Consider the following 26,934-nt stretch of genomic DNA (forward strand, 5'->3'; position numbering starts at 1 on the left):
TTTATGCCTGAGAACACTTGAACGCTGAAAGTTATGATGATTTTGAATGGTATGAAAAGATTAATGCAACGCTAGTGATATCAGATATTTGATTTTTATCGTGACGATTATTATGCTCGTCTACTATGTTTTTAACGAGTCAAAGCAGATTGGCGTTATGAAAATGCACGGCCTCTCCAACTTGGATCTATGGTACCTGGTTATCGGGAGATTGGTGACGGTTATTTATATACTGGCGGCCGTGATTTCTGTACTGGCAGCCTTGCTTATGAAAGATACAGCGGCTCATTTCATCGTAAATGTCATTCTGTCCCAATTGGTAAGTTACGTCATTGCCATTTTGATCTCCCTAATCGCATATGTTTATATTGCTAGAATCAAGGTTATTGATGTCATCAAAAACCGCAAAGAAACGAATGGAATCGTTACTTTGAACACACTGCTCAAAACCGGTTGCTCTATATTTCTTGTCTTGGTCATTCTTCCGATATGGAATCAGTTTGATGAGGTGCGTATTCAAGAGGAAAATTTGAAAAGCTGGGAGCGAAGCAAAGATTACGGCGTGTTCTACCCGGTAAGCGTCGGCGATGATTCGGAAGATTACGATAGAGGTGCGTATAAAATTACCGCAACGGAAGTCACAGGCCTCTATCCCCTGCTCAATAAAATGGGAGCTTTATTCATTGATGCACGTAGCTACCGGGAATCAGCGCTTCTGCTGAACAGAAATTCTCGCAATATCCGCTCCATTTCGGTAAATCTCAACTATCTTCAGGAGTTTCCTGTATATGATGCCCAAGGAAATCCTGTGAACATTTCAGAGGATACAAGCGATTTCATTTTGCTTGTTCCTGAAAAATACCGTAACAAGGAAAAAGAAATTTTGGATTACTTTACGAAAGTAAGAAAGAATCTTGTTGAGGTAGATGAGAACCGGTTTCAGGTGGAAGTTCCGGATCGTGTAAGAAATCAACGGCTGTCTATCATCTGGACAGCAAATAACCAGAAAATATTTAGCTTCAATCCAGAAGTGTTTCCATTAGAAAACAATATGATTGTAGATCCGATTATTCGCGTCGTTACTGAGAAAAACAGCCTTGTTGCAGACAAAGCCAACATGATGAGCGGAGGGGGGGCCGCGATCCGTTAAAGGTGAAATTGATAAACAGAGACAGTGAACGGACGTTCGAGTTGCTCGAACCTGAACTGAAAAGGCTGAAGCTCGACGATAACCTGACAAATCTGATATCAGTCGACCAATATGTTCTGAGTCAGATATATGAATTGAAAAATACAAGGACCCAGCTTACATTCATCAGTCTCGGACTGTTAGCCGGATTGCTGGTGCTTGTCGTACAAAATCTGAGCGTGTTTTTTAGCAAATTTCAACGAAGATTTATCGTGCGCAGATTATTCGGTACCGGTTTTTTCAAAACGTACCAGGAATATATGTGGTTGCTGTCGGTGACATGGGCGATCCAGATCGGCGCCTGCCTATTGGTAAACAGTGGTTTTGCATCCAGTTTGCTTCAAATGGCCGGAAGTGTATCTATGGTAGCGTCATCCGTCAACGAAGCAGTCGGATCATCTAGCGATCGTCTGCTTGCAATAGGCGGCGGGGTGCTCGCTATTGAATTTGTAGCGTCTGTTCTCGCACTGTTTGTTATCGAGCGGAAAAATAAAGGAAAAGTACTAAAAGGAGGTGGGGGAGCAGCATGAAAACGGTATGTGAACTGGTTGATGTCAGCAAACGCTATCAAGATCACACGGTTCTTGAACAAATCAATTTGAAAGTATATGAAGGAGATATGCTCGCTATTACGGGTAAAAGCGGCTCTGGCAAGACGACTGTTCTCAATATTATGGGATTGCTTGAAGATCCGAGTAGTGGCACAGTGAAACTGTTTGATAAGCAGCGTCCGCGGATTGGATCGGCTCAGGCAAACAAACTGCTTAGAACAAGAATTGCTTATCTCTTCCAGAACTTCGCATTGATTGATGATGCAACCGTTGACTATAACCTTGAGGTCCCGCTGCTTTATTCGGGAAAAACAAGAGCGGAAAAGCAAAAATTAAAAAAAGAGGCACTGGAGAAAGTGGGGCTGGATATCTCACTCAAGCAAAAAACATACGGTTTGTCGGGCGGGGAGCAACAACGGGTGGCAATTGCGAGGATATTGTTAAAGCCATGCGACCTCATCCTTGCCGACGAACCGACAGGATCATTGGACGTCGACAACCGCAATGAAATTGTGAAGCTTCTGAAGGAACTGAATCATAAAGGCAAAACGATTATTATCGTCACTCATGATGAGTACGTTGCGGGAGAATGTGGCAGAATGATTACACTGTCATGAGGAAGAGGTTGCCCGATCCAATTCTCAGGCAGTCATATAATACCCCGTTTTAGGAAAACATAAAGAAAAATGTCCCGCGAAGACCAATGAGCAGTGTGGCAAAACGTATCAGTGGTGGCACAAAAAGTGACAATTGCAATATACTGACTTAGGAAGAAATAAAGACCTCGTAACAAATCCGCTATAAACCAAAGCGACATCCGTGCAGCAACCGGGTAAAAGCTTTGGTTTTTGTCTATCCATGAGTTTTTTTACACAAATTGCCAACACATTCCCTATAAAAAGTATATCATTCCGACACTTTACGGGCCTTTTAATAGCATATAACTATCAATATATAGCAAATATTTTATTCTAAAGATAAAAGTGATACACTATATAACAGGTTGTAATTATTCCAGAAAAGGTGTGTACTAGGTAGCACCCTGACTTGCAACGGGGCCAGATCAGGAGCCGCCTGCATCTTTTCTCCAAATACCAGCGAGTTAGGACGGTAAAAATGAGTAACAGACAAATGCAAACAGACGTTATCTTAATTGGTGCCGGCATCATGAGTGCGACTCTAGGGTCACTGCTGAAAGAATTAGTACCAGACTGGAAAATTACAGTATTCGAAAAGCTCTCCAGAGCGGGAGAGGAAAGCTCTAATGAATGGAACAATGCCGGAACGGGGCATGCTGCACTCTGTGAGCTGAACTACACAACAGAAAAGAAAGACGGAACGATCGACATCAGCAAGGCAATCAAGATCAACGAGCAGTTCCAGGTTTCCATGCAGTTTTGGTCTTATCTCGTAAAAAGCAAGCTGATTAGCAATCCGCAAGATTTTATCATGCCGTTGCCTCATATGAGCTTGGTGCAAGGGGAGAAAAATGTCTCTTTCTTGAGGAAACGTTTCGAAGCGATGTCCCAAAATCCTCTGTTCCAGGGCATGGAGTTTTCCGATGACCCGGAAAAACTGAAGGAATGGATTCCGCTCGTGATGGAAGGCCGTTCTTCGAATGAGCCAATCGCAGCCACAAAGATCGACACGGGAACGGATGTCAACTTTGGGGCTTTGACGCGGATGTTGTTTGACCACCTGAAGACGAAAAACGTTGAAGTAAACTATGAGCATAGCGTTGATGATATTAAACGTACCAGCGACGGCTCTTGGGAATTGAAAGTGAAAAATCTCAAGAACGGCATCGTCCAACGCCATAAGGCGAAGTTCGTCTTTATCGGCGGCGGTGGCGGAAGCCTGCATTTGCTGCAAAAATCCGGTATTCCGGAAGGGAAGCGCATTGGCGGATTCCCGGTAAGCGGTATCTTTATGGTCTGTAAAAACCAGGATATCGTGGAGCAGCATCATGCAAAAGTTTACGGAAAAGCCAAGGTTGGCGCTCCGCCAATGTCTGTTCCGCATCTGGACACACGTTACATCGACGGCAAGAAGTCGTTGCTGTTCGGGCCTTTTGCCGGGTTCTCGCCGAAGTTCCTGAAAACCGGCTCCATGTTCGATTTGATTACTTCTGTCAAACCGAACAACGTGCTGACAATGCTGGCAGCAGGCGCGAAAGAAATGTCGTTGACGAAGTACCTGATCCAGCAAGTCATGCTGTCCAAAGAGCAGCGCATGGAAGAGCTGCGCGAGTTTATCCCGAACGCGAAGAGCGAGGATTGGGATTTGGTCGTGGCCGGCCAGCGCGTGCAGGTTATCAAAGACACCGAGACAGGCGGAAAAGGAACACTGCAGTTCGGTACCGAAGTCATTACGGCGTCGGACGGCTCGATTGCAGCGTTGCTGGGTGCTTCTCCGGGAGCTTCCACTGCCGTGTCCGTCATGCTTGAGGTCATTAAAAAATGCTTCCCGCAGCATATTAACGAGTGGGAAGTCAAAATCAAAGAAATGATTCCTTCTTATGGCGTGTCATTGATGGACAATCCAGAGTTGTTGCATGAAATTCACTCTTACACAGCACAGGTGCTGGGGCTGGACAGAAAAGTAGCTGTCGCCCGGTAGCCAGCCAGTAATCAATATACGAGCGAAGCGGCCTTTTCCCTGCGATTTGTAGGGGGAAGGCCGTTTTTTTCAGCTTGTCTTTGGCGCCGATTACGAAAAGCGGCAGATCAGCCTCGAAGAATTTTTGCAAAGATAGCATGGCGTGCAGTCAAAAACGCAGGGGGAGAGGAAGCGTTACATGGTAACAGATCAAGACTTAACCATCCATGAACTAAAATCGTTTCTGCAAAGCGGCGAAAGACACTTCAGAAGAGTTTGCGTGGAGACGGGAGCCTTGAGAAACGCTGACTTGCAAAACGCGTGTTTTCGGGGCAATGCCGTATGTGGCGTAGACATGCACGGCGCCAATATCCAAGGGGTGGAGTCATGGGGGACAATATTTTTCTTTTGACCAACGGCAGTGATGAAACAAGCGTCCACCAGAAGCAACTGACAGAAAGCCCGTTGTGGAAAACGATTCCGGCCGTCCAGCAAGGCCGCGTCTACACGCTGGACAGCAAATTCAACTTCGACGACCCGATTACGTTGGACATGCTGCTGGATGAAATCGTTCAGATCATGGCCGGTGCGGGGAAGGCTGACAAGAAATAAAGCAAACGACAACCGAAGAAGCTGCTCATGCCACGGGGACGGATCGACGCCCGGTTGTGCGAGCGGCTTTTTTGTGTGGAACAGATCGCCCGGCAAATCGAAAGGGGATTGGCATGACGAAAACAATCGTTGAAAAGCTGCGTTTGCACACGTACAAAAAAGCAGCGGTTTTGCATCAGCCGGAGGGCGCAGACTACTTGGCGTCGCAGTCCCTTTTTCTGTGATAGATAAGCCCCTGGTATTTTTCATAAAAAGGAGACAGGCACTTGCGGCCAACGAAGCTCATGCCTGCTTTGCCTGCTTTATTGCGACACGTCTGAAGCGATTCGGAAGATTGCCGTCCCAAAGCAGCTATCCTGTGCTACAATTATGAAAATGATTATCAATATCACATTCGCATAAACATCATTGTTGAAAAGTGCAGGAGGTGGCTGTGCATGTTCAGTAATGAGCGGAACCATAGCGAAGCAGGAAGCACGGATGCGCCGCACATGTCGTTGGATGAAGTGCGTGAGTACATAGCCAGCCGTTTTGCGGAGCAGATGTCGATCCAGAGCTTGGCGCAGTTGGCGGGGCTTAGTCCCAATTATTTTGGTGAGGCGTTCAAAAAAGCGTACGGACAGAGCGTGATGGACTATTTGACGGAGCTGCGCATCGGCCACGCCAAGCAGCTTTTGCGCGATTCCGATTTGTATATGCGCGAAATCGCGCGCAAGGTCGGCTACCACGATGAGTTTTACTTCAGCAGAAAGTTTAAAAAAGTAGTCGGGGTTTCGCCTTCTGCATACAGCAGGGACACGAGAAAGCGGGTAGCCGTCACTTCGGCGGCTGCCATCGGCAATCTGCTCGTGCTGGGGGTCGTTCCGGTTGCCGCACCGCTTGATCCGAAGTGGAGCCCGTATTACCACTACTACTATCAAGAGCAGATCAAGGTCCATCTGAGCTCGCCAGAAGCCGACCTGGACGAAGAAAGTCTCCGGAAGCTGATGTCGGCCAAGCCGGACATGCTAATTTTGCACCATGAACACGATCCGATGGTTCGAAAGCAACTGCTCAGCTCCGGGATCGAATGCGTCGAAATCGGAGCGGCGGATTGGCGGGAGCAACTTCGGCAAACCGCCCAATCCGTAGACAGGCAATCCGTGTGTGAACAATGGATAGCAGACTATGAGACGAGGGCGGCGGAGGCGAGGGAGAGCGTGAGCCAGGCAGTCGGGGCGGATGTATTCATCACGCTTCGCATATCGGGCGAGCAAATCTACCTCTACAGCAACAGAGGGATTCGCGACATGCTTTACGGGGACCTGGCGCTTGCGACGATCCCGGAGCTAAAGCAGTTGTCCAACAAAGAGATTACGCTCGACCAGTTGGCGCAGCTCAATCCCGACAGGCTGCTGCTGTTGATATGTCCGAACGCAAGCACCAGAAGGTACTGGCTGTCCTTGCAGTACCACACGCAATGGCGGGGGCTGAATGCGGTCAAGAACGGGCAGATGTACGTCATTCCTTCCAACCCGTGGTTCGAATATTCCGCTCTGGCAATGAACCGGATGCTGGAAGAGGCTACCTTGATGCTAACAGGGAAAAATCCAGCCCCTTCACCTGTTCCAGTCCATGGAGTCACGTAGCGGATTGCTTTATAATTCCTTCATGTGAGAATCGTTATCACTTGGAGGGGGAGCTTTTTTGATGATAAACGCGGGAAACAAAGGGCGGGGACGCATTCGCAAACCGTTGGCCCTGCTGTCAGCCTTGTTGCTTGTATCCGGACTGCTGGCTGCATGCGGGACGAATGCGGATGCACCCGAGGCGCAGGCGAGCAAACAGGAGACAGCGGCACAGAACAATGCGGCAGACGCGGAAAAGAGCAAGGCTGAGCAGGCGAGCGTCTACCCGCTGACGGTCAAAGACGAGCTTGGGCATGAGGTGACGATTCCAGCGAAGCCGACCAAAGTTTTTGCTCCGGTCATGGAGGATTCTTTGCTCACGCTGGGTATCAAGCCTGTACGGCAATGGTCGAACGGCGTAAGCCCGCAGGAATATTTGCAAGATCAGCTCGGCAGCGTGCCGCAGATCAGTTTTGCGGGCGGACAGCCTTCTTTTGAAGCGATTTTGGAATCGCAGCCGGACCTGATTATTTTGCACAATGCGTATGCAGCGGAGAACGGCGTGTACGAGCAATATGCCAAAATCGCGCCTACGTATGTGTTCAAGAGTGCATCCACCGATTTGAACAGCTCGATTCGCGAACTGGGCAAATTGCTGGGGGAGGAAGACAGGGCAGCGCAAGCGATCAAAGACTACGCCGACAAGGTCACAAAAGCAAAAGCCAAGCTGGAAGGAATCACAAAAGGGAAAAAAGCTGCAATCATCCGCTTTAATGCCAAAGGCATGTTTTTCATGAATAGCGACTATTTCAGCGGCTATGTGCTCGCGCATGAGCTGGGCTTCGAGCCAAGCAGCCTGGTGAAAGGCGGCGCTTTTGAAGTGTCCCTGGAAATTTTGCCTGAGCTGGATGCCGATTATATTTTCCTCGTGAACGACGGCAATCAGGGAGATCGCTTTGTAAAAGAGTTGAAGGAAAGCGAAGTGTGGAAAAACGTTCCGGCGGTGAAAAACGGTCGCGTCTTCGAGACGTCCAATGATTACTGGCTGAGTGGCGGGTTTATTGCCCAAAGCAAAGTGATGGACGATGTAGTGAGGTTCCTTCAGCCATGAACAAAATGACAGAAAGACCTCATATTGCAGAGCGTTGCTTTGAGTACGAGATGACGTCGAGCAGGCAACTCGACTACCGGATTTTGATTGCCACGCCAAAAGACGAGCCGCCGCCGAGCGGTTACGCAGTCGTCTACGCGTTGGACGGAGATGCGCTGTTTCAGACGCTCGCAGAGGCGGTCAAGCTGCAGACGCGCAAGCCGAAGGGCTTCGACCCGATCTTGGTGATTGGCATTGGCTATCCGTCCAGGGAGCCGTTTGACATGGAGCGGCGTTGCCGCGACTTTACGATGCAGGCCAGCGAAGGAGGGCTTCCGAAACGGCCTGACGGTTCACCGTGGCCGCCGCATGGCGAAGCAGACGACTTCCTCGATTTTCTGGAAACAGAATTGATGCCAGCTATCGCCAAGGAGTGGCCGATTGATCCGGCCAGACAGGCGATTGTCGGACATTCCCTCGGTGGACTGTTTACGCTGCACGCCTTGTTCACCAGACCGCATCTGTTTACGCATTATGCGGCGGGCAGCCCTTCCGTCTGGTGGGCCGACAACGAGGTGCTCAAGGAAATGGAGCAGTTCAAAGCGGGCTGGCAGCGCGAGGAACAGCGTCATCTGCTGCTGACGATCGGGGCAGATGAGCTGGAGGATATGCTCGAAGGCGCGGAAGAGGTCGCCCGGGGGTTGAGTCCGCTCAAAGAGCAGGGGCTTCGTCTGGAATGGATCAAGTTCGCCAGAGAAGATCATGTGACGGTGTTGCCCGCCATGCTCAGCCGCCTGCCGCGGTTTTTGTGGTCCGGAAAAGAAAACACATAACGCGAATCAGTAGTTCGGCTGTCAGCAGAAAATGACAGCCGAACCTTTTTTTATTGCATGACAGCAACCGTCTATGATAATTTTTGTAAAGTCTATCGTACAGACGAATCATCCAGGTGGGCGTGCGTCGGGAGCCAACGCGCGTCCATGACCATCGAACGAGGTGCAGCATGTCGGCATACTTGATCCCGATTCAAACCGCATTTATCGCTTTTTTCCTGCTCGAATTTGTGCTTGTAATCCCGTGGCTGATCTACAGCTACCGAAGTACGGCTATGTGAGCCTGTGGGCTTCTGTCGTGGCCTACTCGTTTATGTACTATATGTTGTCCGCGTTGTTTCTTGTGCTTTTGCCGCTCCCGGAGACGCGGGATACGTGCGCGCACCAGTCAGCGGATACGGTGTACTATTCGCTTGTGCCCTTTTCCTTTGTCAGCGATACGCTTGCGGCCAGCTCAATCGTCTGGTCCAATCCGACCACGTACATGCAGGTTTTTCAGCAGAGCGCCTTTTGGCAAGCAACCTTCAACTTTCTCCTGCTGCTCCCTTTTGGCGTCTACTTGCGCTATTTTTGGCAAGAAAAACGGCACTGGAAGCGAGCGCTTGCTTTCGGCTTTGCCCTGTCCCTGTTTTACGAGGTCACGCAGGTCACCGGAATTTACGGCATCTACAATTGTCCGTATCGCATCTTTGACGTGGACGATTTGATGCTGAACAGCAGCGGAGCGCTGTTTGGCTACTGGATTGGCCCGATTATCCTCGCCCTGTTTCCATCGAAAAAAACGCTGCTGGCGAAAACGGCCAAAATCCGGCAAAGCGAGCGGGTTCCGCCACTGTCGCAGTTGCTCGCGGTGTGGGTCGATTATTTTGCGATTCAGGCAGTCTTGTTTGTCACGATTGGCTTTTTTACGGCAAATGAACTGATTGAGATGCTCTGCACCACTGTGGGCTTTTTGCTTGTCTACTTTGCGCTTCCGCTCCTGTGCGGCGGCAAAACGATAGGGACGAACCTGCTGCGCTTCAAGCTTGCCGATCCGCAGGGAGAGACGCCTTCGCGGAAAGCTTTGCTCTTCTGCGCATTTTCGCTATCGGTGAACAAGCCCGGCTTGATAAATGGGGAGCGGTCAGGCATACTCTCACATAAAAAGGTTGGGCAGTTGAAGAGGCGAAGTCGAGATGTCTGCAAAAAAGGTGTTAATCATTGACGACGAAGAAGATATTTTGAGGCTCATTAAAACGGTGCTGCAAAGAGAAGGCATCGAACACGTCTATACGTCTGCGACGGCCAAAGACGGCCTCGCTCAATTTCAGGAAAAGAAGCCGGATCTCGTGCTGCTGGACATCATGCTGCCCGATGGGGAAGGCTATGACGTATGCAAACAAATGAGAAGCATCTCGAAGGTGCCGATTTTGTTCATTTCGGCGAAAACAGAGGAAATTGACAAAATTCTCGGCTTTGCCATCGGCGGTGACGACTATATTACAAAGCCGTTCAGCCCGAAAGAGCTTGCCTACCGCGTCAAGGCGCAGTTGAGGCGAGCAGACTATGCCGCAGCAGAGTCTGTGGAGGAAGCAGACCCTGTGCTAAAGGCAGGCCCCATCGAGTTGAATCCGCAAAAAGCAGAGCTGTTAAAGAACGGCGTTGCCATTGAGTTAAAGCCGAAAGAGCTTGGGCTGATGAAGGTGTTTCTGGAAAACGTCAACAAAGTGATTAGCAAGGAAAAGCTGTATGACACGGTCTGGGGCGAGGATTTTATCGGAATCGACAACACCGTCATGGTGCACATTCGCAGGCTGCGGGAAAAAATCGAGGACCAGCCGAAGTATTTGATTACGATGAAAGGCTTGGGGTACATTCACGCTGACACCAGAAGGAAAAGATGCGCTGCAAAAAAAGAACGCGTGGATTCAGATTCTCGATGAAAACGGCAACGAAGTGTGGGGCTATCGGGTGCCCGCAGGCGTGATGAAGCATTATACGCCAGCAGACATGATTCAAATGTACAAGTACCAGGAAGTGAATGGCGATACGACCGTGTTCGTAGGGGAAAAGGCGAGCGCAGACAGGCGCTACAGCTACTTCATCGGAATGGAAAACCCGAATCTCAGTCGGTACGTGATTTTTTACGACAACCAGGTCATCCTGCACTCGGAAATGCTGCGCGACCCGGACTATCATTTTACGCTGGACGAAATCAGGGAGTATGCAGCGATTATCGAGAAAAAGTCAGTGTACATCAAAGAGGTCATCGAAGACCTGAACTTGACGACGCGGCTGAGGAACAAAGAGCTGTCGCTGCAGCGGAAGACGGTCAACATGGTCACGCTCTTGCGCAGCATCGTGATTGACATCCTCAACGACCCGAAGTACGCCAACTGCCACATCGAATTTGCGTTCAGCGAAGAGTACATCCCCGTAGAGGCAGATGAAATCTTGATGTGGCGGGCGATCAACAACCTGATCTACAACGCGCTCGTCCACAACGATGACGGGGTAAAGATTACGGTGAGCGTTGAAAAGAAAGAACGCGTGCGCATTACGATTGCGGACGATGGAAAAGGGTTTAAAAAAGAAGAGCTGAACCGGATTTTTGACCGTTACTACCGGGGGACGAACACGGGCGATGCGCATAAAGGCTCCGGGCTGGGCATGGCGATTGCTCACGATATCATCAAGGCGCATCAGGGAGAGATCGTCATCAACAGCGAGGAAGGACGCGGAACTGTAGTAAAGATTACTTTATAGATAATCATGTAGGGAAGCGGGACACCTGTGCAGGGTGTCTTTTTTATGCGGGTTTGTGGGAGGTTTGGACCACAGAAATTTATTTTATTTATCACATATTTTTTATTTTATATAAGTCTGAATATATTGATTTACCAACTGTTTTTCTAGTGAATATAATTGTTATTATCAGAAAAACATATTACAATAAACAAGTGTTTCTGGAGTAAAGCACGCTAAAAGGGGGAGAAGAATAATCTTACCAACTATTAGGAATGCTTTATTAGAAGCACGACATGATGCAGGAGAACGTTTTTTTATCAAGTAAAAATGATCGCCTGCTCATGATGTGTACGATTAGGTAGTACTCTACAGCTTTTTCGCAAATACAGCTAGCCAAAGCAGAGAGGAAGAAGAACCGAAGTGGAAAAGAAAGAGTTAAAAAGGGGTCTGGAAACGCGCCACATTCAAATGATCGCATTGGGCGGTACAATTGGCGTAGGGCTCTTTATGGGTTCGGCAAGCACGATTCAATGGACGGGTCCATCCGTAATGCTTGCTTATGCAATTGTAGGAATTTTTATATTTTTTATCATGCGCGCCATGGGGGAAATGCTGTATGTAGAGCCGAGCACCGGGTCGTTCGCGACGTTTGGCTACAAGTACATTCATCCCTTGGCTGGTTACTTGACGGCCTGGAGCAACTGGTTCCAGTGGGTCGTCGTGGGGATGGCGGAGATTATCGCCGTCGGGACGTACATGAAGTACTGGTTCCCGGATTTGCCGGCCTGGATTCCCGGGATTATTGCCATGCTGATTCTCGGGGCAGCGAACTTGTTCTCCGTTAAATCGTTTGGTGAATTTGAGTTTTGGTTCGCTATGATTAAAATTGTTACGATCGTCTTGATGATTATCGCCGGATTTGGCCTGATTTTCTTCGGAATCGGCAACGGCGGCAACGCAATCGGATTGTCGAACCTGTGGGAACACGGCGGCTTTTTTGCTGGCGGCTGGACAGGCTTTTTCTTCGCTTTATCATTGGTAATCGGGGCTTATCAAGGGGTCGAGCTGATCGGGATTACGGCTGGTGAGGCAAAAGATCCAAAGAAAACGTTGACGAGCGCGATCCAAAGCATCATCTGGCGTATTCTCATTTTCTACATCGGTGCAATCTTTGTTATTGTAACCGTTTACCCATGGGATCAACTGCAGTCGATTGGCAGCCCGTTCGTGGCGACGTTTGCGAAAATCGGGATTACGGCAGCGGCTGGACTGATTAACTTTGTCGTTATCACCGCAGCGATGTCCGGCTGTAATAGTGGTATTTACAGTGCGGGTCGCATGCTTTATACGCTCGGTATGAACGGACAGGCTCCGAAAATTTTCACCAAGCTGTCCCATAACGGCGTGCCGCTTCTGGGAACGATCGGCGTGCTGATCGGCTTGGGCGTCGGCGTGATTTTGAGCTATATCGCGCCGGAAAATCTGTTTGTGTATGTGTACAGCGCAAGCGTGCTGCCTGGAATGGTTCCGTGGTTCGTCATTCTAATCAGCCAAATCCGCTTCCGCAAGCAAAGAGCGGCAGAGCTGCGCGATCATCCGTTCAAAATGCCGCTTGCTCCACTGACCAACTACGTCACGATTGCCTTTTTGCTGATGGTACTGGTCGGAATGTGGATTAACGATGAAACACGCATCTCGCTGATTGCCGGGATTGTGTTCCTGGGCATCATGACGATCAGCTTTTACGCTTTTGGCATTGGCAAGGCGGTTCCGCTCGATGAGCAGGACGGGAACGCCAAGCGGTAATAATCGTTTGGGCAACAGATAGGGACATTGGCGACGATGTCCCTATTTTTTTGTGCAGATAAAAATTATCCAGTATCAGGGCAACTAACCTTCGAGGTTCGCCAATGGCTTGGCGCAGCCAAGTTTTCTAATCTGTGCGGGAAAAAGAGGCGGTGCAGTTGCAGGGTTGAAATTTAAGTTCGAGAATCTTAAAATAAAGATATTATTTGGTGAGAAGCTACGTGTGTCACTGGAAGAAAAATGCGAAACAGTAAGGGGGCTTTTTGCGTGGAAATAGGGGTAAGCACCTTTGTCGAAACGACGCCGGACCCACAAACCGGCGAGGTTATCAGCCATGCGCAGCGTTTGCGGGAAGTGGTCGAGGAAATTGTGCTGGCGGATCAGGTAGGGCTTGATGTGTTTGGCGTTGGCGAGCATCACCGGAAAGACTTTGCTGCGTCTTCTCCCGCGATGGTGCTTGCGGCGGCTGCGCCACAGACCAAGCGGATTCGACTGACGAGCGCGGTGACGGTGCTGTCTTCGGCTGACCCGGTTCGTGTATTCCAGGACTTTGCGACACTCGATGCGCTCTCGAACGGACGCGCAGAAATCATGGCCGGGAGAGGGTCTTTTATCGAATCATTTCCTTTGTTCGGCTATGATTTGAACGATTACGATGAGTTGTTCGAAGAAAAGCTGGAGCTGCTGCTGAAAATCCGCGCGTCGGAAAAGGTGACCTGGAGCGGCAAGCATCGGCCTGCCATCCAAAATCTCGGGATTTATCCGCGGCCTGTCCAGGACCCGCTGCCCGTCTGGATCGGCAGTGGCGGCAACACGCAATCGGTCATTCGGGCCGGACTGCTGGGGCTTCCGCTCGTTCTCGCCATCATTGGCGGCCGCCCAGTGCAGTTTGCGCCGCTGGTCGAGCTGTACAGGCGCGCAGCGATCAAAGGCGGTCACGATCCGCGCAAGCTGCGGGTGGCTTCCCACTCGCACGGCTTCATCGATTGGGATACGGAGACGGCAGCCGACAAGTTTTTCCCGTCTACCCAGCAAGTCATGAACGTCCTGGGACGGGAGCGCGGCTGGGGGCACTACGACCGCTCGAGCTTTGACGCGGCCAGAAGCTTTGAAGGCGCGCTGTACGTAGGCGACCCGGAAACCGTAGCGGCGAAGATCATTCACCTGCGCAAACAGGTCGGGATCACCCGGTTCATGCTGCACGTTCCTGTAGGCACGATGCCGCACGATCAGGTCATGCAGGCGATTCGGCTCTTGGGCACCGAGGTGGCGCCGCGCGTGCGCGAAGAAGTGGCAAAGTGGGAAGCGGCAGAGTGAACCAGCCGTCGGCAGCGTGGTCTGCTCTGTCTGGGGAGTCCTCGTAACGAGCAAAAAGGCAGATTGTATGAGGTGGAAGCAGTCAGATGCTCCACCTTTTTTTATTTGGATAGTACGAGACGTAACGTACGCCAGGAACGTCTACCTTGTAACCAATCATTAAAGCAAATAAGGTGGGCTTCCTATGAAAAAAGTGGTCGTCACGTGCTTTTGCATGCTTTTCGCAGCTTTTGTCAGCGGCTGCGCCCCGGAGGAAACTGTACAGGAGAACGCCTTGCCAGCGCCGAAAGAAGCTCCGGCCGCGGCTGATGCCGGTGCTGCGTTGAATCAGACGATAGACATCTCCGCAAACCAGAACAAAATCGCCAGCTATATGGTGGAGGAATGCAAAAAGGCGTTCTCGCCCTACTATGAGCTGCTGGCGTTTACTTTGTCCGACTACGAGGAAAAAACCGTCGATGGAAAAGTGGAAGCCATTTTCGGGTATCAGGTGAAATATAAAAACTTCGAGAAAGACCCGGACACCGTAGACTACATCAAGGCGGCAAAAGCCAAAGGCGACCCGCGATATCAGCAGTTGCACGACGAGTATTTGCAGCCCAAAGAAATGAACTTTCATTTGAAGGCGGTAATCGAACATAACGGCTCTGTCACGCTTTACACCAATGTAAAACCATAAGGGATACAGTGGGAAAAAGTCGTCATGTCTGACTTTGTACTGAAAAAATAGGCGAATAGGCACGTTTTCCAGAATCGGATGAATTAACGGTTTCAAAGAACTGGAAAGTAGGGTATATTCCTAGGTGGGCAATAATACCTATTTCATTAGTTGGATCACCCATTACAAGCATTCGGGGAGGCAGCATTTTGAAGACGACGTTATTTGCGCAGGAGACTCCTTTACATAAAGTCTTTTCCGATGATTACTTGTTTACGATTCCTTCCGTTCAGCGTCCGTACTCATGGACGACCAACGAAGCGGGAGAACTGCTGGATGATTTGCTCGACTTTATCGAACATTACGGGATTACGGAAAAAAATATTGGCGATGTAGAGGAGCCTTATTTTCTCGGCAGCATTGTGCTGGTCAAGAAAGACGGCCCTCATGCAGAAGTGTTGGACGGCCAGCAGCGGCTTACGACATTGACGATTTTGCTTGCGGTATTGCGGGATTATTTGGGCGACGACTACGCTGCCGAGATTGATGACATGATCGTGCAAAGAGGGAGCAAGATTCGAAACATTGCCGATACGTACCGTCTCTGTCTGCGCAATCGCGACAGCGACTTTTTCAAAGTGAGCATTCAGGAGCGGGGTGCTACGCAAAAGCTGAATGCAGATACGCCCGTGAAAACGGACAGTCAAAAGGCGATTCGGGACAACGCCCTGTACTTTTTGGAGCGGCTCAACGAATTGGATCCGCACACGGTCAAGACGCTGCCTGGCGTGATCGCAACGCTTTGCTATATTGTCGTGGTGTCGACTCCCAATTTTGATTCGGCTTTCCGCATTTTTACCGTGCTGAATGATCGCGGGCTGGATCTGATGACGAGCGATATTTTCAAAGCGCAGGTCATTGGCGATATCCCGAAACATGAGCAGGACCACTACACAAGCAAGTGGGAAGACGTCGAGGTTTCTCTCGGCAGGGACCGTTTCAACAAGCTGTTCGATCACATGAGGATGATTATCCAGAAGCGAAAAGGCAGCGCGAATTACAAAGACGAGTACAACGAGATTTTTTCCACGATCAGCGGCAGCCGGTTTATTGATGAATACTTGATCCCGTATGGGGAGATTTATTTAAAGCTGGTAAACTACAATTCATTTTTCAGCCAGCAGCCACAGCTTATCAAGATTTTGAGCTTGTTGAACCGGATTGACAACAACGACTGGATTCCGCCTGCCATGTACTACATGCGTCATCACAACCAAAAGGTAGAAGATTTTCTCTACCGCCTGGAGGTGCTGGCTGGTACGAGCATGATTTTGCGGAAAAACTTCAACTGGCGCATGTCGCGGTACTCGCAAATTTTGCGAGAGATGGATAAAGGCGTCGACATGTTTTCCGACGAGTCGGCTCTTGAGGTGACGGAAGAGGATAAGCAGGAAGTCATTCGCATGCTGAACGGAGATGTGTACACGGATCTCAAGGATACGGCCAAGCGCTATTTGCTTTTGCGCCTGGACTCGCTTTTGACGGCAGGGCAGCCTTACTACGACTATTCGGTTATTACCGTCGAGCACGTCTTGCCGCAAACGCCCAAACCGAACAGCGACTGGTTGCAGCATTTCCCCAATCCTTCCGAGTACGTTCATAAACTGGGCAATCTCGTGTTGCTGACACGGGCCAAAAATGCGCAGGCCAAAAACTATGATTTTCAAAAGAAGAAAGCCTCCTATTTTCAAACGAGCAACGGGATCAGCTCATTTGCGCTCACGACTCAAGTGATTCAGGAGAAAGAGTGGACGCCGGATGTTTTGAAAAAGAGACAAAAGAAGCTGATCGACTTGCTCAAAAACGCCTGGAACCTGCACGCGAAAAGCACGACGACGAGACCTTGACACATGGACGCCTTCGGTAAGTGCGAAGGACTGCCGTTTTTGCCGGATGGCAGAAAACTTCGCTTGACGGGCGCGTGGTGGAGAGGCCGGGCGTTTACGTGGACGTCCCGTGTGTGTTTGCTGCTGGCGCATGAGTTATGTGGAAAAAGGAGAAGTGGGACGATGGCTGCTGGTAGAGCAGGGGCCATCGTCTTTTTTGGTTGTTCGTGTGAATGCGGACGGTGATTTTGGAGAGCAGCCGTCAAAAACAGACAGACCTTGAAACTTCTGAACATTCGGGATAATCTTGAGGGAAAGGATTGATTCGTAAAGCGGAGGGTGGTTGATGCATGTTCGAGGAAAGCGTTTCGTTGCGGATGTGGAAACGTTTTGTTCAAGAAGGTGTAATTGACTCAGCACGAATCAACAAACGGATTACAGAGTCGTGGCATCGCTGCAAAAGAAATCGGGTAAATCCGTACGCAGGAACGGGACAGGTTGTGTTGGCAGGAGACGCTTTGAAAAGGCAGCAGGAGAGCAGCCGGCTTTTGCTGGAGCTTGCCTTGCCGCAGATCGACCGACTGTCGCCTTTTATTCACGATGTGGGAATGATTGCGCTCGTGATTGATCCCGAGGGCTATGTGTTGAGCATGCGCGGCGAAAAACGGGCGCTTTTGGATGCGAACGCGATCAATTTCGTCGAGGGCGTGCGCTGGACGGAGGAAGAGGTAGGGACCAATGCCATCGGAACGGCGCTCATGGCAAAGGAAGCGATCATGGTCAACGGGACGGAGCATTATTCTGTTGCCTCTCATCGCTGGAGCTGTTTTGCCGCGCCGATTCGCGACGAAGCAGGCGGCCTGCTCGGGGTCATTGACGTATCCAGCCCGCTGGAGCGCAGCCATCCCCAGACGATGGCGACCGTTATGACATTGGCGTACTCCATCGAGCAGGCGTGGATGAAGCAGCGGCAGCAGGACGAGCTGGAATTGCTGCAGCGCTCCGTGCTTTTGGCGGACGAACCGGAACGGCATCTGATCGTCTACAACCAGGAAGAGCGGGTGGTGTACGCGAGTGCGGGCATACGCAAACAAATTGCTGGCTGGTCAGGACGGACGCGGCGCGAGCTGGCCGAATACGGGCTGATGGAGGTCAGGCAAGCCCCGGTGTTCTCCGGGCGCCATAACGGCTTGATCGGCTGGATTGTCGAGCTGACTCCCAGCAGCACGCGGGCTCCGCGCATTTTTCTCAGCGGCAGCCCCGCGTTTCAGTTCAAAGGCGAGAAGGGAACAAGCGCGGCTTTTGCCCGTGTGCTGCGGGAGCTGGAGCGAATTGCGCCAACGGACGGCAATGTCGTGATTTACGGCGAGAGCGGCACGGGAAAAGAGCTGGCGGCGCAAGCGATTCACGACAACAGCCCGCGCCGGGAAGGGCCGTTTGTCGCGGTCAACTGCGGGGCGATCCCGCGCGAGCTGATGGAAAGCGAGCTGTTTGGCTACGTCGAGGGAGCCTTCACGGGGGCGCGCCGCCGCGGGTACAAGGGCAAGCTGGCGCAGGCCAACGGGGGAACGCTGTTTCTCGACGAGATCGGGGAAATTCCGGCGGCGATGCAGGTAGCTTTGCTGCGAGTCCTCCAGGAGCGAAAAGTCACGCCGATCGGGAGTGCGGAAGAACAATCGCTGGATATTCGCGTCATCGCGGCTACGCACCGCAATTTGCGCCAGCAGGTGAGCGAAGGCACGTTTCGCGAGGACTTGTACTATCGGCTGCACGTGCTGCCCGTCTCGCTGCCGCCGCTTCGTTCGCGCAAGGAGGACATTCCGCTGCTCATTCGGCATTATTGCCGCAAAAACGGCTACGACGAGCTGGAGTTGCCGGACGTTTTGCAAAAGGAGCTGCTAGCCTACGACTGGCCGGGAAACATTCGCGAGCTGTACAACGTGGTGGAGCGTCTCAGGGTGATTCCCAGAGAAGATTGGAAGCGTTTTCTTATCGGCTTGACCAAGCCCGATCTGAACCACGATTTTTCCGTCTCCGTGTATCCGGACCAGCCAAGTACAGATTTGCGCCTCGGCGCAGGTCACGCGGCAAACGAGCCAGCTTTTTACGAACCGGACTCCTTGCGCTATCGCGAGAAGCTGGAACGGCAAACGATCGTCCAGGCGCTGGAAAAGAGCGGCGGCAGCGCGTCTGTGGCGGCCGAGCTGCTGGGCATTCCGCGCAGCACTTTTTACCGCAAGCTGAAAAAGTATCGGCTCTGAGCCTCTGACGACGAAAACAACAGGGAGGAACGCACGTATGCAACCGACATGGCGACAAACGACGCTGCAACTGCTCGACACGACCTCCCGGATACATACGGGGGACGTGCTTGTCCCGTTTGGCATCGACGAAGCGTACGCCCGCCTGTGTGCAAAAGATGCGGCAATCGCGCCGCTGGTTCACCTCTGGCGGCACGAAAAGGCAGTGGTGCTCGGCTCGCGGGACGCCAAGCTGCCACAGGCGGCGGAGGCTGTTCGCGAGCTGGAGGCAAAAGGATATCGCACGGCTGTCCGCCAATCGGGGGGCGCGGCCGTTCCGCTCGCTCCGGGCGTGGTCAATCTGTCGCTGGTGATGCCTGTCGGAGCTGCCGACTTGAATCCCGAGCCGTTTTTCGCGCAAATGGTCGAGCTGATTCGCGCAGCGTTGGGCGACGATGGAGAGCGCATGAACAGCGGCGAGGTCGTAGGCTCCTATTGTCCAGGGACGTACGATCTTGCCATCGACGGCTATAAATTTTGCGGGATTGCCCAGAGGCGTTTGACACGCGCCGTTGCTGTGCAGGCGTTCATCAATGCAGAGGGCTGCGGGCGTGCGTACGGTGAGGTCGTCCAGTCCTTTTACGAGACGGCTGCCCAAGGAGCCGCTGTCGAGCAGTATCCGCAGGTGCAGCCTGAACGGATGGCAAGCCTGTCCGAGCTGGGCGTGCCGGGTGGAGCCGAATGGTTGGCCGCGCGAATACGCAAGGTGTTGCACGCACAGGCAGCATCTTCGTTTTCGGTGCTGGATGTCTGTCCGCCATGGCTTGCCCGGGAGGCGGAGAGCGCGCTCCATATGCTGCAAGGAAGACAGCGTCACCTGGTCGGTTCTTAAAGAACCGGCCTTTTTTATTTTCTGCCATCGACCAAGCCGGACAGAGGCAGGTGCGGCCCAGTGAGAATTGAGAAAAAATGGGACAAAATGGGACGCCTGTCTCAGTTTGTCTCACCTGCGAGGGACATGTCCCGGCAAAACGAGTCGGAAACATGGCGCAAATACGCGTTTTTGTCGGACAGGCCCAGGCTGGCACAAGGATTGCACATAGAAAAGGGCAAGAGCGATCGACCGGTCGTTCCAGACAAGTCACGATGGAGGAGGCGTATCTGATGAAAGTAATCCAGGCGGAAGAACAGGTGCTGTCCCGTGAGCAGGCGAAATGGATGTACCGCAAAATGCTGGAGATCCGCAAATTCGAGGACGCGGTTCACGTGTTGTTCGGACAGGGCAAGCTGCCGGGCTTTGTTCACTTGTATGCGGGAGAAGAGGCGATTGCGGTTGGGCTGGGCGTACATCTGAACCAGCAGGACAGCATTACCAGCACGCACCGTGGTCACGGCCACTGCATTGCCAAAGAGTGCGACTTGAATGGAATGATGGCGGAGATTTACGGCAAGGCGACAGGGCTGTGCAAAGGCAAGGGCGGCTCGATGCACATCGCGGACCTGGACAAAGGGATGCTGGGGGCAAACGGCATCGTCGGAGGCGGATTCCCGCTGGCGTGTGGCTCGGCGTTGACAGCCAAGCTGAAAAAGACCAGTGCGGTCAGCGTATGTTTCTTTGGGGATGGCGCAAACAACCAGGGAACTTTCCACGAAGGCTTGAATCTGGCGGCGATCTGGAAGCTGCCTGTCGTGTTTGTGGCAGAAAACAACGGGTACGGAGAGGCGACGCCGTTTACATACGCCTCGAGCTGCACTCATATCGCCGATCGTGCAAGCGGTTACAATATGCCGGGCGTGCGAGTGGACGGCAAAGACGTACTCGCTGTTTACCGGGCGGCGGAGGAAGCAGTAGCCCGTGCGCGGCGCGGCGAAGGCCCTACCCTGATTGAATGTGTGACTTACCGCAACTACGGGCATTTCGAAGGGGATGCGCAAAAATACAAAAAAGAGAGCGACAAGCAGGAGCACTTGAACGAAAAAGATGCGATTGCGACGTTCCGCAATCATTTGACTGCATCGCAAACGCTCGCTGACGCGGAGCTGACAGAGATCGAGCAGTCGGTGGAAGCGGCGATTCAGGAGGCAATCCGCTTTGCCGAGGAAAGCCCGTATCCGAACGCCGAAGAGCTGCTGACAGACGTGTACGTGTCGTACTAAGAGAGGAGGATGGAGAACATGACGAGAAAAATCAGCTTTTCTGCCGCTGTAAACGAAGCGATGAAGCTGGCGATGAGAGCCGACGAGAACGTGATTTTGCTGGGCGAGGACGTGGCTGGCGGCGCGCAGGTGGACCATTTGCAGGACGATGAAGCGTGGGGCGGCGTGCTTGGCGTGACCAAAGGGCTTGTGCAGGAGTTCGGCCGCGAGCGCGTGCTGGATACGCCGATTACCGAAGCGGGCTACATCGGGGCGGCCATGGCGGCTGCGGCAACAGGGATGAGGCCGATTGCCGAGCTGATGTTCAACGATTTTATCGGAAGCTGCCTTGACATGGTGATGAATCAGGGGGCGAAATTCCGCTACATGTTTGGCGGCAAGGCGCAGGTTCCGATCACGATTCGCACGATGCACGGCGCCGGATTCCGGGCGGCAGCGCAGCACTCGCAGAGCCTGTACGCCATGTTCACGCACATCCCGGGCATCAAGGTAGTCGTGCCGTCCACGCCGTATGAGGCAAAAGGCTTGCTGCTCGCCGCCATCGAGGACAACGACCCGGTCATTTTCTTCGAGGACAAAACGCTGTATAACACCACAGGAGAAGTTCCGGAAGGCTACTACACGATCCCGCTCGGCGTAGCGGACATCAAGCGCGTGGGCAGCGACCTGACGATTGTCGCCATCGGCAAGCAGGTACAGACAGCGCTTGCGGCAGCCGACCAGTTGGCGAAGAAGGGAATCGAGGTCGAGGTAGTCGATCCGCGCACGCTGTCGCCGCTGGATGAGGATACGATTTTGGCTTCCGTCGCGAAGACGAATCGCCTGATCGTGATCGACGAGGCGAACCCGCGCTGCAGCATCGCCACCGATATCGCAGCGCTTGTGGCCGATAAAGGCTTCGACACGTTGGATGCGCCGATCAAACGGATCACAGCGCCGCATACCCCTGTTCCGTTTTCTCCGGTGCTGGAGGATCTGTATCTGCCATCGCCGCAAAAGGTCATTCAGGTCGTGTCGGAAATGATCGGAGACGCTTCGATTACCGCCGTTTCCTGATCGACTGGGCAGCACCCGGCTGTCGGCAACGAGCAATGCCGGGTGCTTTTTCGGCTGAAAACAAGCGCGTAGGCAAGGCAGGAGAGGAGAGAGCAAAATGGCAGAAAATATCATTATGCCCAAGCTGGGAATGGCAATGGTGGAAGGTACGGTTATCGCCTGGAAGAAGCGCGAGGGAGAGGCGGTAAAAAAAGGCGAGGGCATCGTCGACATCAGCTCGGAAAAAATTGAAATGGAAGTAGAGGCCGCTGCAGACGGCGTGCTGTTGAAAATCGAGGTTCCCGAGGGTGGCGTGGTCCCCTACGGCACCGTGCTTGGAGTGATCGGACAGCCAGGGGAACTGGCAGGGACGGCCTCTGTCGCCGCGTCGGCAAAAGCGACTGCCGAGTCGGTCGCTGCGCTGGCGGCTTCGGATGAGCAGCGGACAAAAGCAGGAGCGCCAGCGGCAACAACTGCAACTGCCGTACTGGATCGTCCGCGGGATGGGATCAAAATCTCGCCTGTAGCGCGCAAGATGGCAGAAGAAGCGGGCATTGACTACACAAAGCTGACGGGCACAGGGCCGCAGGGCAGAATCACCAAAGAAGACGTGGAGCGCTTCATTCAGGCTGGCGGGGAAAAAGAGACGAATGCGGCGGCACAAGTTGCTGGCGTGCAAACGAGCGTTGCACCTGTCGCGGGCAGCAGCGACCATGCGGCAGCGGCCGTGAACACAGCCGAAAAGCAGCCTGAGCGCATTCTTGTCTCCGGCATGCGCAAAGTCATTGCCGAGCGGATGTACCAGAGCCTGCAGCAAAGCGCCCAACTGACGATCACGATGCAGGCGGACATTACCGAGCTTTTGCAACTGAAGGAAAAGCTCTCGCCAGAAATGGAGCGCCGCTACCAGCTCAAGCTGTCCGTTACCGATTTGATTGCCAGGGCGGTCGTTCTGTCGCTTTTGCGGCACAAGCAGATGAACAGCGCGTATGTGGAAGACCGGATCGAGCTGTACGAAGAGGTTCATCTCGGAATAGCCGTCGCGCTGGAAAAAGGTCTGGTCGTCCCCGTCATTCGCCAGGCCGAGCAGAAGACGCTTGCCGAGCTGTCCAGCCAACTGAAATCCGTCAGCGCACGGGCAAGACAAAATCAGCTTGCGCCGGAAGAAATGAAAGGCTCTACCTTTACGATCACCAACCTGGGCAGCTATGGCGTAGACACCTTTACACCTGTGCTGAATCCGCCGGAAGCCGGGATATTGGGCGTAGGCGCGGCGAAGGACACGCCTGTATTTGTCGGCGACGAGCTGCAACGCCGCAGCATATTGCCGCTCTCCCTGACATTTGACCATCGGGTGCTCGACGGCGCTCCGGCTGCGGCGTTTTTGGCGACAGTCCGGTCTTACCTGGAAGAACCGCACAGCCTGCTGGTCTAGGGAGGGAAGGGCATGTACGATATCGCGATTATCGGCGGAGGACCAGCGGGCTACGTGGCGGCAATTACGGCGGCGCGTGCCGGAAAGCAGGTTGTGCTGATCGAACAAAAGGAACTGGGCGGCACCTGCCTGAACGAAGGTTGCATGCCGACCAAAGCGCTGCTGGAGTGCGCGGACACATATCAGCACGTCTTGCATGCAGGACGCTTCGGCATCGAAAGCCCTGTGGACCAGACGCGAGTCCAATGGGAGAAAGTGCACGCCTACAAGCAGGGCATCGTTCAAAAGTTGACTGGCGGCGTGCAGTACTTGATGAAGCGCAATCAGGTGCAGGTCATGCGAGGACGCGCGACGTTTCAAAACGAGCGCTCTTTGCGGGTAGAGACGGCAGACGGCACGAGCAGCGTAGAGGCAGAGAAATTTATTGTAGCGACCGGGGCGGAGCCAATCGCCCTTCCTTTTGCTCCATTCGACGGGGAGTGGATTTTGAACAGCAGTCACTGCCTGTCATTGGAAAAGGCTCCGCCCGTGCTGCTCATCGTGGGCGGGGGAGTGATCGGCTGCGAATTTGCTTCCGTTTACAGCAGAATGGGCAGCCAGGTCGTCATGGTGGAGCTGGCGGAGCAACTATTGCCGGGAGAAGACGCTGACATCGCGGCATTTCTGGAGCGCAGCCTGAAGCAGGAGGGCGTGCAGTTGCATCTGGGGAGCAGCGTGGAAGCACTGGATCGCACGGGCAGGCTGGCGCGCATCCGTACTCCGGAGGGGGTAAAGGAACTCAAGGCAGATGCCGTCCTGGTAGCGATCGGAAGAAAGCCGCGTCTGGACGGACTTTCGCTCGATCGAGCCGGGGTAAAAGCGACAGCGCGCGGGATCGAGGTAAACGAGCGCTTGCAGACGAGCCAGCCGCATATTTATGCCGCAGGTGATGCGCGCGGAACGATTCAGCTTGCCCACGTAGCTTTTCACGAAGGCGAGACTGCTGCTCGCAACGCATGCGGCGAGGAAGCCATGCTCAACCTGCGCGCTGTGCCTCGTTGCATTTATACATCGCCGGAGGTGGCTTCCGTCGGATTGACGGAGCGTCAGGCCAGAGAGCAATACGCAGGGCTGCTCGTCGGCGAGTTTTCTTTTTCGGCCAACGGCAAGGCGATGATTTTGCAGGAAGCCGCAGGCAAAGTAAAAGTGCTGGTGGAGCCGGCGTACCACGAGATCGTCGGCGTGACGTTGGTGGGGCCGCTGGCAACAGAGCTGATCGGGCAGGCGGCGCTTCTTTTGCATGCCGAAATGACGGCAGATGCCATGGAGAACTTTATCGCTCCGCATCCTACGCTTTCAGAGGCGCTGAACGAGGCGGTTCGCGGGGCATTGGGACATGCGATTCACGGATAGCGGAACAAAAGTCGATGACTGCAAGCGATGCAAAAATGTGAAACAGATAGCCCTCCACCGAGCCAAGGGAGGGCTATCTGTTTTTTATCGAGAAGAAGCAGCGTCAGTTGGTCGTGCTTGGCAGCAAGATGGTAAACCTCACGCGTTTTCCCCTGTTTTCTGCGTGTACTTCTCCATTATGGAATTGGATGATTTTTTTCGTGATGAATAACCCAAGTCCGAATTTTCCGTTCATCCCTTTGTAAAAATGGTTGAACAACTGATCTAGCTGTTCAGCTTCGATCGGGGGACCGTCGTTTTCCAGGATGATTTCCACGAGTTCTTTTTCTTGGACGAGAACGCGGTTCACCGATATCCAGATAGAAGATTTGGCAAAGCGCATATTGTTTTCCAAAATGTTCTCCAGTGCTACCGTAAGCTCTTCCTCGTTTCCCCAGACAAACACAGTTTTCAACTGGTTGTGAATGACGATATTGTTTTGCACCAGTAAAAATCTCTCGATGAGATTGTGAACAATTGCTTGGACGTTCGTGGGCTTACATTCACTTTTTCTTTCTAATATATAGTCGAGACTGTTGAGGTACAGCAGTTTTTCTACCTTTTTTTCGAGATGCTTCGCTTCTTTAATAATGACAGCAACCGTCTCGTCAAAAGAGTCGTTCAAATAGATTCGATCCAAAAGCGCCTGGGAATAGCTGTGGATGACCATGATAGGTGTTTTCAAATCATGGGAAACGCTTTGTAAAAAAATTTCTTCCTCCATCTCCATTTTCTTGAGCGATTCTTGCATCATGTTAATAGAGGAAGCCAGTTTGCCGAATTCGTCTCCGCGATTTAGATCAATCGGTTCTTCCCACTCCTTGTTTGCAATTTTGCGAACCTTCTTTTCCAAGTAGCGCAATGGCTCGGTAATTTTATTCGAGATAAACTTGGCTATGCAGATGTTGATGATAGAGAGTATGACGAGAAGCCGAACGAGATTGATTAGGACATCGACCGAGACATATGTGACGAGTACAACCGTGATGATCCCCGTAATAAAAGTGAGAAAAGCGGTCATGATTACCCATATTTGGAGTCCAAACGGTTTGTCTCTCATCCATTCACCAGCCTATACCTGTAACCGTAGCCATAGACAGTTTCTATGGACAGCTTTGGCATTTTTTTTCGTATGCGCCGCACAGTATCGTCGACTACACGATCAGAGCCATAATAGTTTTTGTCCCACAATCGTTCCAAAATTTGTTCCCGAGAGAACACACGATTTGGATGGTCAATGAAAAACAGCAATAGCTCAAACTCCTTGCTGGTCAGGGATATGGAAACACCTTCGTGATGAATGGTGTGGTTTTCGCGGTGAATGGTATAGTCGTTTATTTTGTTTATAGCGTGCCGATGAGGCTTTGTGCCGTTTTTGCGTTCCAGCAGCTTTTGCGTTTTCAAGATCAGTTCTCGCGGTAAAAATGGTTTGGAGATGTAGTCGTCGCAGCCTAGTTCCAGACCGACAACCCGGTCGATTTCCTGGTTTTTGGCAGAGATAAAGATCACAGGAATATCCGGGTGGATTGCTTTGATCTCTTTGAATAAGGTGTATCCGGTCGTATCGGGCAGCATAATGTCCAAGATCCAGAGGTCAGGTGTCTCCCGGATTTTTTGCTGGGCACAGAAGCCGTCCAGAAATGCTTCCACGGTATAGCCTGCGTTTTCCAGATACTTCTGCAAGATGGAGTTTAAATCCTGATTATCTTCAACTAAAAAGACGGTGTACGCCATCTGCAAAAACTCCCCCTCACGATGTAAT

Annotated in this window: 23 protein-coding genes; 21 read left to right on the forward strand and 2 right to left on the reverse strand. The window is 52.2% G+C overall.

Annotated features, from left to right (window positions below):
* Positions 1–157 precede the first annotated feature (157 nt).
* The 21 genes from AC3WJN_RS02980 to lpdA all read left to right on the forward strand — a co-directional run bounded on the left by AC3WJN_RS02980 (position 158) and on the right by lpdA (position 25,133).
* Positions 158–1,150: a hypothetical protein gene (locus tag AC3WJN_RS02980; RefSeq protein WP_492329224.1), complete on the forward strand. Its 993-nt coding sequence runs from the start codon at positions 158–160 to the stop codon at positions 1,148–1,150.
* A gap of 41 nt (positions 1,151–1,191) precedes the next feature.
* Positions 1,192–1,719 (forward strand): DUF1430 domain-containing protein, encoded by a 528-nt coding sequence (locus AC3WJN_RS02985; protein ID WP_327953392.1) that lies wholly within the window; start codon positions 1,192–1,194, stop codon positions 1,717–1,719.
* A complete protein-coding gene (locus AC3WJN_RS02990; RefSeq protein ID WP_122952391.1) occupies positions 1,716–2,357 on the forward strand; it encodes an ABC transporter ATP-binding protein in 642 nt (213 codons plus the stop codon). Before AC3WJN_RS02985 ends, AC3WJN_RS02990 begins: the two co-directional genes overlap by 4 nt.
* 457 nt (positions 2,358–2,814) lie before the next feature.
* Positions 2,815–4,359 (forward strand): malate:quinone oxidoreductase, encoded by a 1,545-nt coding sequence (locus tag AC3WJN_RS02995; RefSeq protein WP_327953418.1) that lies wholly within the window; start codon positions 2,815–2,817, stop codon positions 4,357–4,359.
* A gap of 366 nt (positions 4,360–4,725) precedes the next feature.
* Positions 4,726–4,950 carry an ABC transporter substrate-binding protein gene (locus AC3WJN_RS03000; protein WP_005830628.1) on the forward strand — a complete coding sequence of 75 codons (225 nt, stop codon included), beginning with the start codon at positions 4,726–4,728 and terminating at the stop codon, positions 4,948–4,950.
* Between the two features lie 437 nt (positions 4,951–5,387).
* Positions 5,388–6,578: a helix-turn-helix domain-containing protein gene (locus AC3WJN_RS03005; RefSeq protein ID WP_429781960.1), complete on the forward strand. Its 1,191-nt coding sequence runs from the start codon at positions 5,388–5,390 to the stop codon at positions 6,576–6,578.
* Between the two features lie 61 nt (positions 6,579–6,639).
* A complete protein-coding gene (locus AC3WJN_RS03010) occupies positions 6,640–7,668 on the forward strand; it encodes an ABC transporter substrate-binding protein (protein WP_035422931.1) in 1,029 nt (342 codons plus the stop codon).
* Positions 7,665–8,480, forward strand: a complete 816-nt coding sequence (locus tag AC3WJN_RS03015; protein WP_327920896.1) for an alpha/beta hydrolase — start codon at positions 7,665–7,667, stop codon at positions 8,478–8,480. The genes AC3WJN_RS03010 and AC3WJN_RS03015 overlap by 4 nt, the downstream gene beginning before the upstream one ends.
* Positions 8,481–8,757: 277 nt before the next feature.
* The gene (locus AC3WJN_RS03020; RefSeq protein WP_327923611.1) at positions 8,758–9,684 is read left to right on the forward strand and encodes a VanZ family protein; all 927 of its coding nucleotides are present in this window, start codon (positions 8,758–8,760) and stop codon (positions 9,682–9,684) included.
* Positions 9,656–10,402: a response regulator transcription factor gene (locus AC3WJN_RS03025; RefSeq protein WP_327920900.1), complete on the forward strand. Its 747-nt coding sequence runs from the start codon at positions 9,656–9,658 to the stop codon at positions 10,400–10,402. The genes AC3WJN_RS03020 and AC3WJN_RS03025 overlap by 29 nt, the downstream gene beginning before the upstream one ends.
* Positions 10,403–10,445: 43 nt before the next feature.
* On the forward strand, positions 10,446–11,225 hold the full coding sequence (locus tag AC3WJN_RS03030; protein ID WP_026557670.1) for a sensor histidine kinase: 780 nt from the start codon (positions 10,446–10,448) through the stop codon (positions 11,223–11,225).
* 402 nt (positions 11,226–11,627) lie between these two features.
* Entirely contained in the window at positions 11,628–13,013 is a 1,386-nt protein-coding gene (locus AC3WJN_RS03035) for an amino acid permease (protein WP_005830611.1), read from the forward strand.
* A 267-nt stretch (positions 13,014–13,280) separates the two neighbouring features.
* Positions 13,281–14,330: an LLM class flavin-dependent oxidoreductase gene (locus AC3WJN_RS03040; protein ID WP_005835599.1), complete on the forward strand. Its 1,050-nt coding sequence runs from the start codon at positions 13,281–13,283 to the stop codon at positions 14,328–14,330.
* Between the two features lie 184 nt (positions 14,331–14,514).
* Entirely contained in the window at positions 14,515–15,009 is a 495-nt protein-coding gene (locus AC3WJN_RS03045) for a hypothetical protein (RefSeq protein ID WP_327953396.1), read from the forward strand.
* Positions 15,010–15,197: 188 nt separating this feature from the next.
* Positions 15,198–16,895 carry a DUF262 domain-containing protein gene (locus tag AC3WJN_RS03050; protein ID WP_221843267.1) on the forward strand — a complete coding sequence of 566 codons (1,698 nt, stop codon included), beginning with the start codon at positions 15,198–15,200 and terminating at the stop codon, positions 16,893–16,895.
* 329 nt (positions 16,896–17,224) lie between these two features.
* Positions 17,225–19,135, forward strand: a complete 1,911-nt coding sequence (locus tag AC3WJN_RS03055; protein ID WP_327953397.1) for a sigma-54-dependent Fis family transcriptional regulator — start codon at positions 17,225–17,227, stop codon at positions 19,133–19,135.
* Between the two features lie 37 nt (positions 19,136–19,172).
* Positions 19,173–20,006: a lipoate--protein ligase family protein gene (locus AC3WJN_RS03060; RefSeq protein ID WP_221843268.1), complete on the forward strand. Its 834-nt coding sequence runs from the start codon at positions 19,173–19,175 to the stop codon at positions 20,004–20,006.
* Between the two features lie 272 nt (positions 20,007–20,278).
* Entirely contained in the window at positions 20,279–21,271 is a 993-nt protein-coding gene (locus AC3WJN_RS03065) for a thiamine pyrophosphate-dependent dehydrogenase E1 component subunit alpha (RefSeq protein ID WP_005826811.1), read from the forward strand.
* Positions 21,272–21,289: 18 nt separating this feature from the next.
* A complete protein-coding gene (locus AC3WJN_RS03070) occupies positions 21,290–22,327 on the forward strand; it encodes an alpha-ketoacid dehydrogenase subunit beta (protein WP_005826813.1) in 1,038 nt (345 codons plus the stop codon).
* 97 nt (positions 22,328–22,424) lie between these two features.
* The gene (locus tag AC3WJN_RS03075) at positions 22,425–23,741 is read left to right on the forward strand and encodes a dihydrolipoamide acetyltransferase family protein (protein ID WP_005826815.1); all 1,317 of its coding nucleotides are present in this window, start codon (positions 22,425–22,427) and stop codon (positions 23,739–23,741) included.
* A gap of 12 nt (positions 23,742–23,753) precedes the next feature.
* On the forward strand, positions 23,754–25,133 hold the full coding sequence (lpdA, locus tag AC3WJN_RS03080; protein ID WP_005826817.1) for a dihydrolipoyl dehydrogenase: 1,380 nt from the start codon (positions 23,754–23,756) through the stop codon (positions 25,131–25,133).
* A 103-nt stretch (positions 25,134–25,236) separates the two neighbouring features.
* Here the strand turns inward: lpdA and AC3WJN_RS03085 are convergent, their stop codons facing one another.
* A complete protein-coding gene (locus AC3WJN_RS03085; RefSeq protein WP_122952400.1) occupies positions 25,237–26,232 on the reverse strand; it encodes a sensor histidine kinase in 996 nt (331 codons plus the stop codon).
* Positions 26,229–26,906, reverse strand: coding sequence for a response regulator transcription factor (locus AC3WJN_RS03090; protein WP_005826821.1), 678 nt, complete (start codon positions 26,904–26,906; stop codon positions 26,229–26,231). Before AC3WJN_RS03090 ends, AC3WJN_RS03085 begins: the two co-directional genes overlap by 4 nt.
* Between the last annotated feature and the right edge of the window lie 28 nt (positions 26,907–26,934).

It is taken from the genome of Brevibacillus sp. FW306-2-1A-C05A, assembly GCF_058781555.1.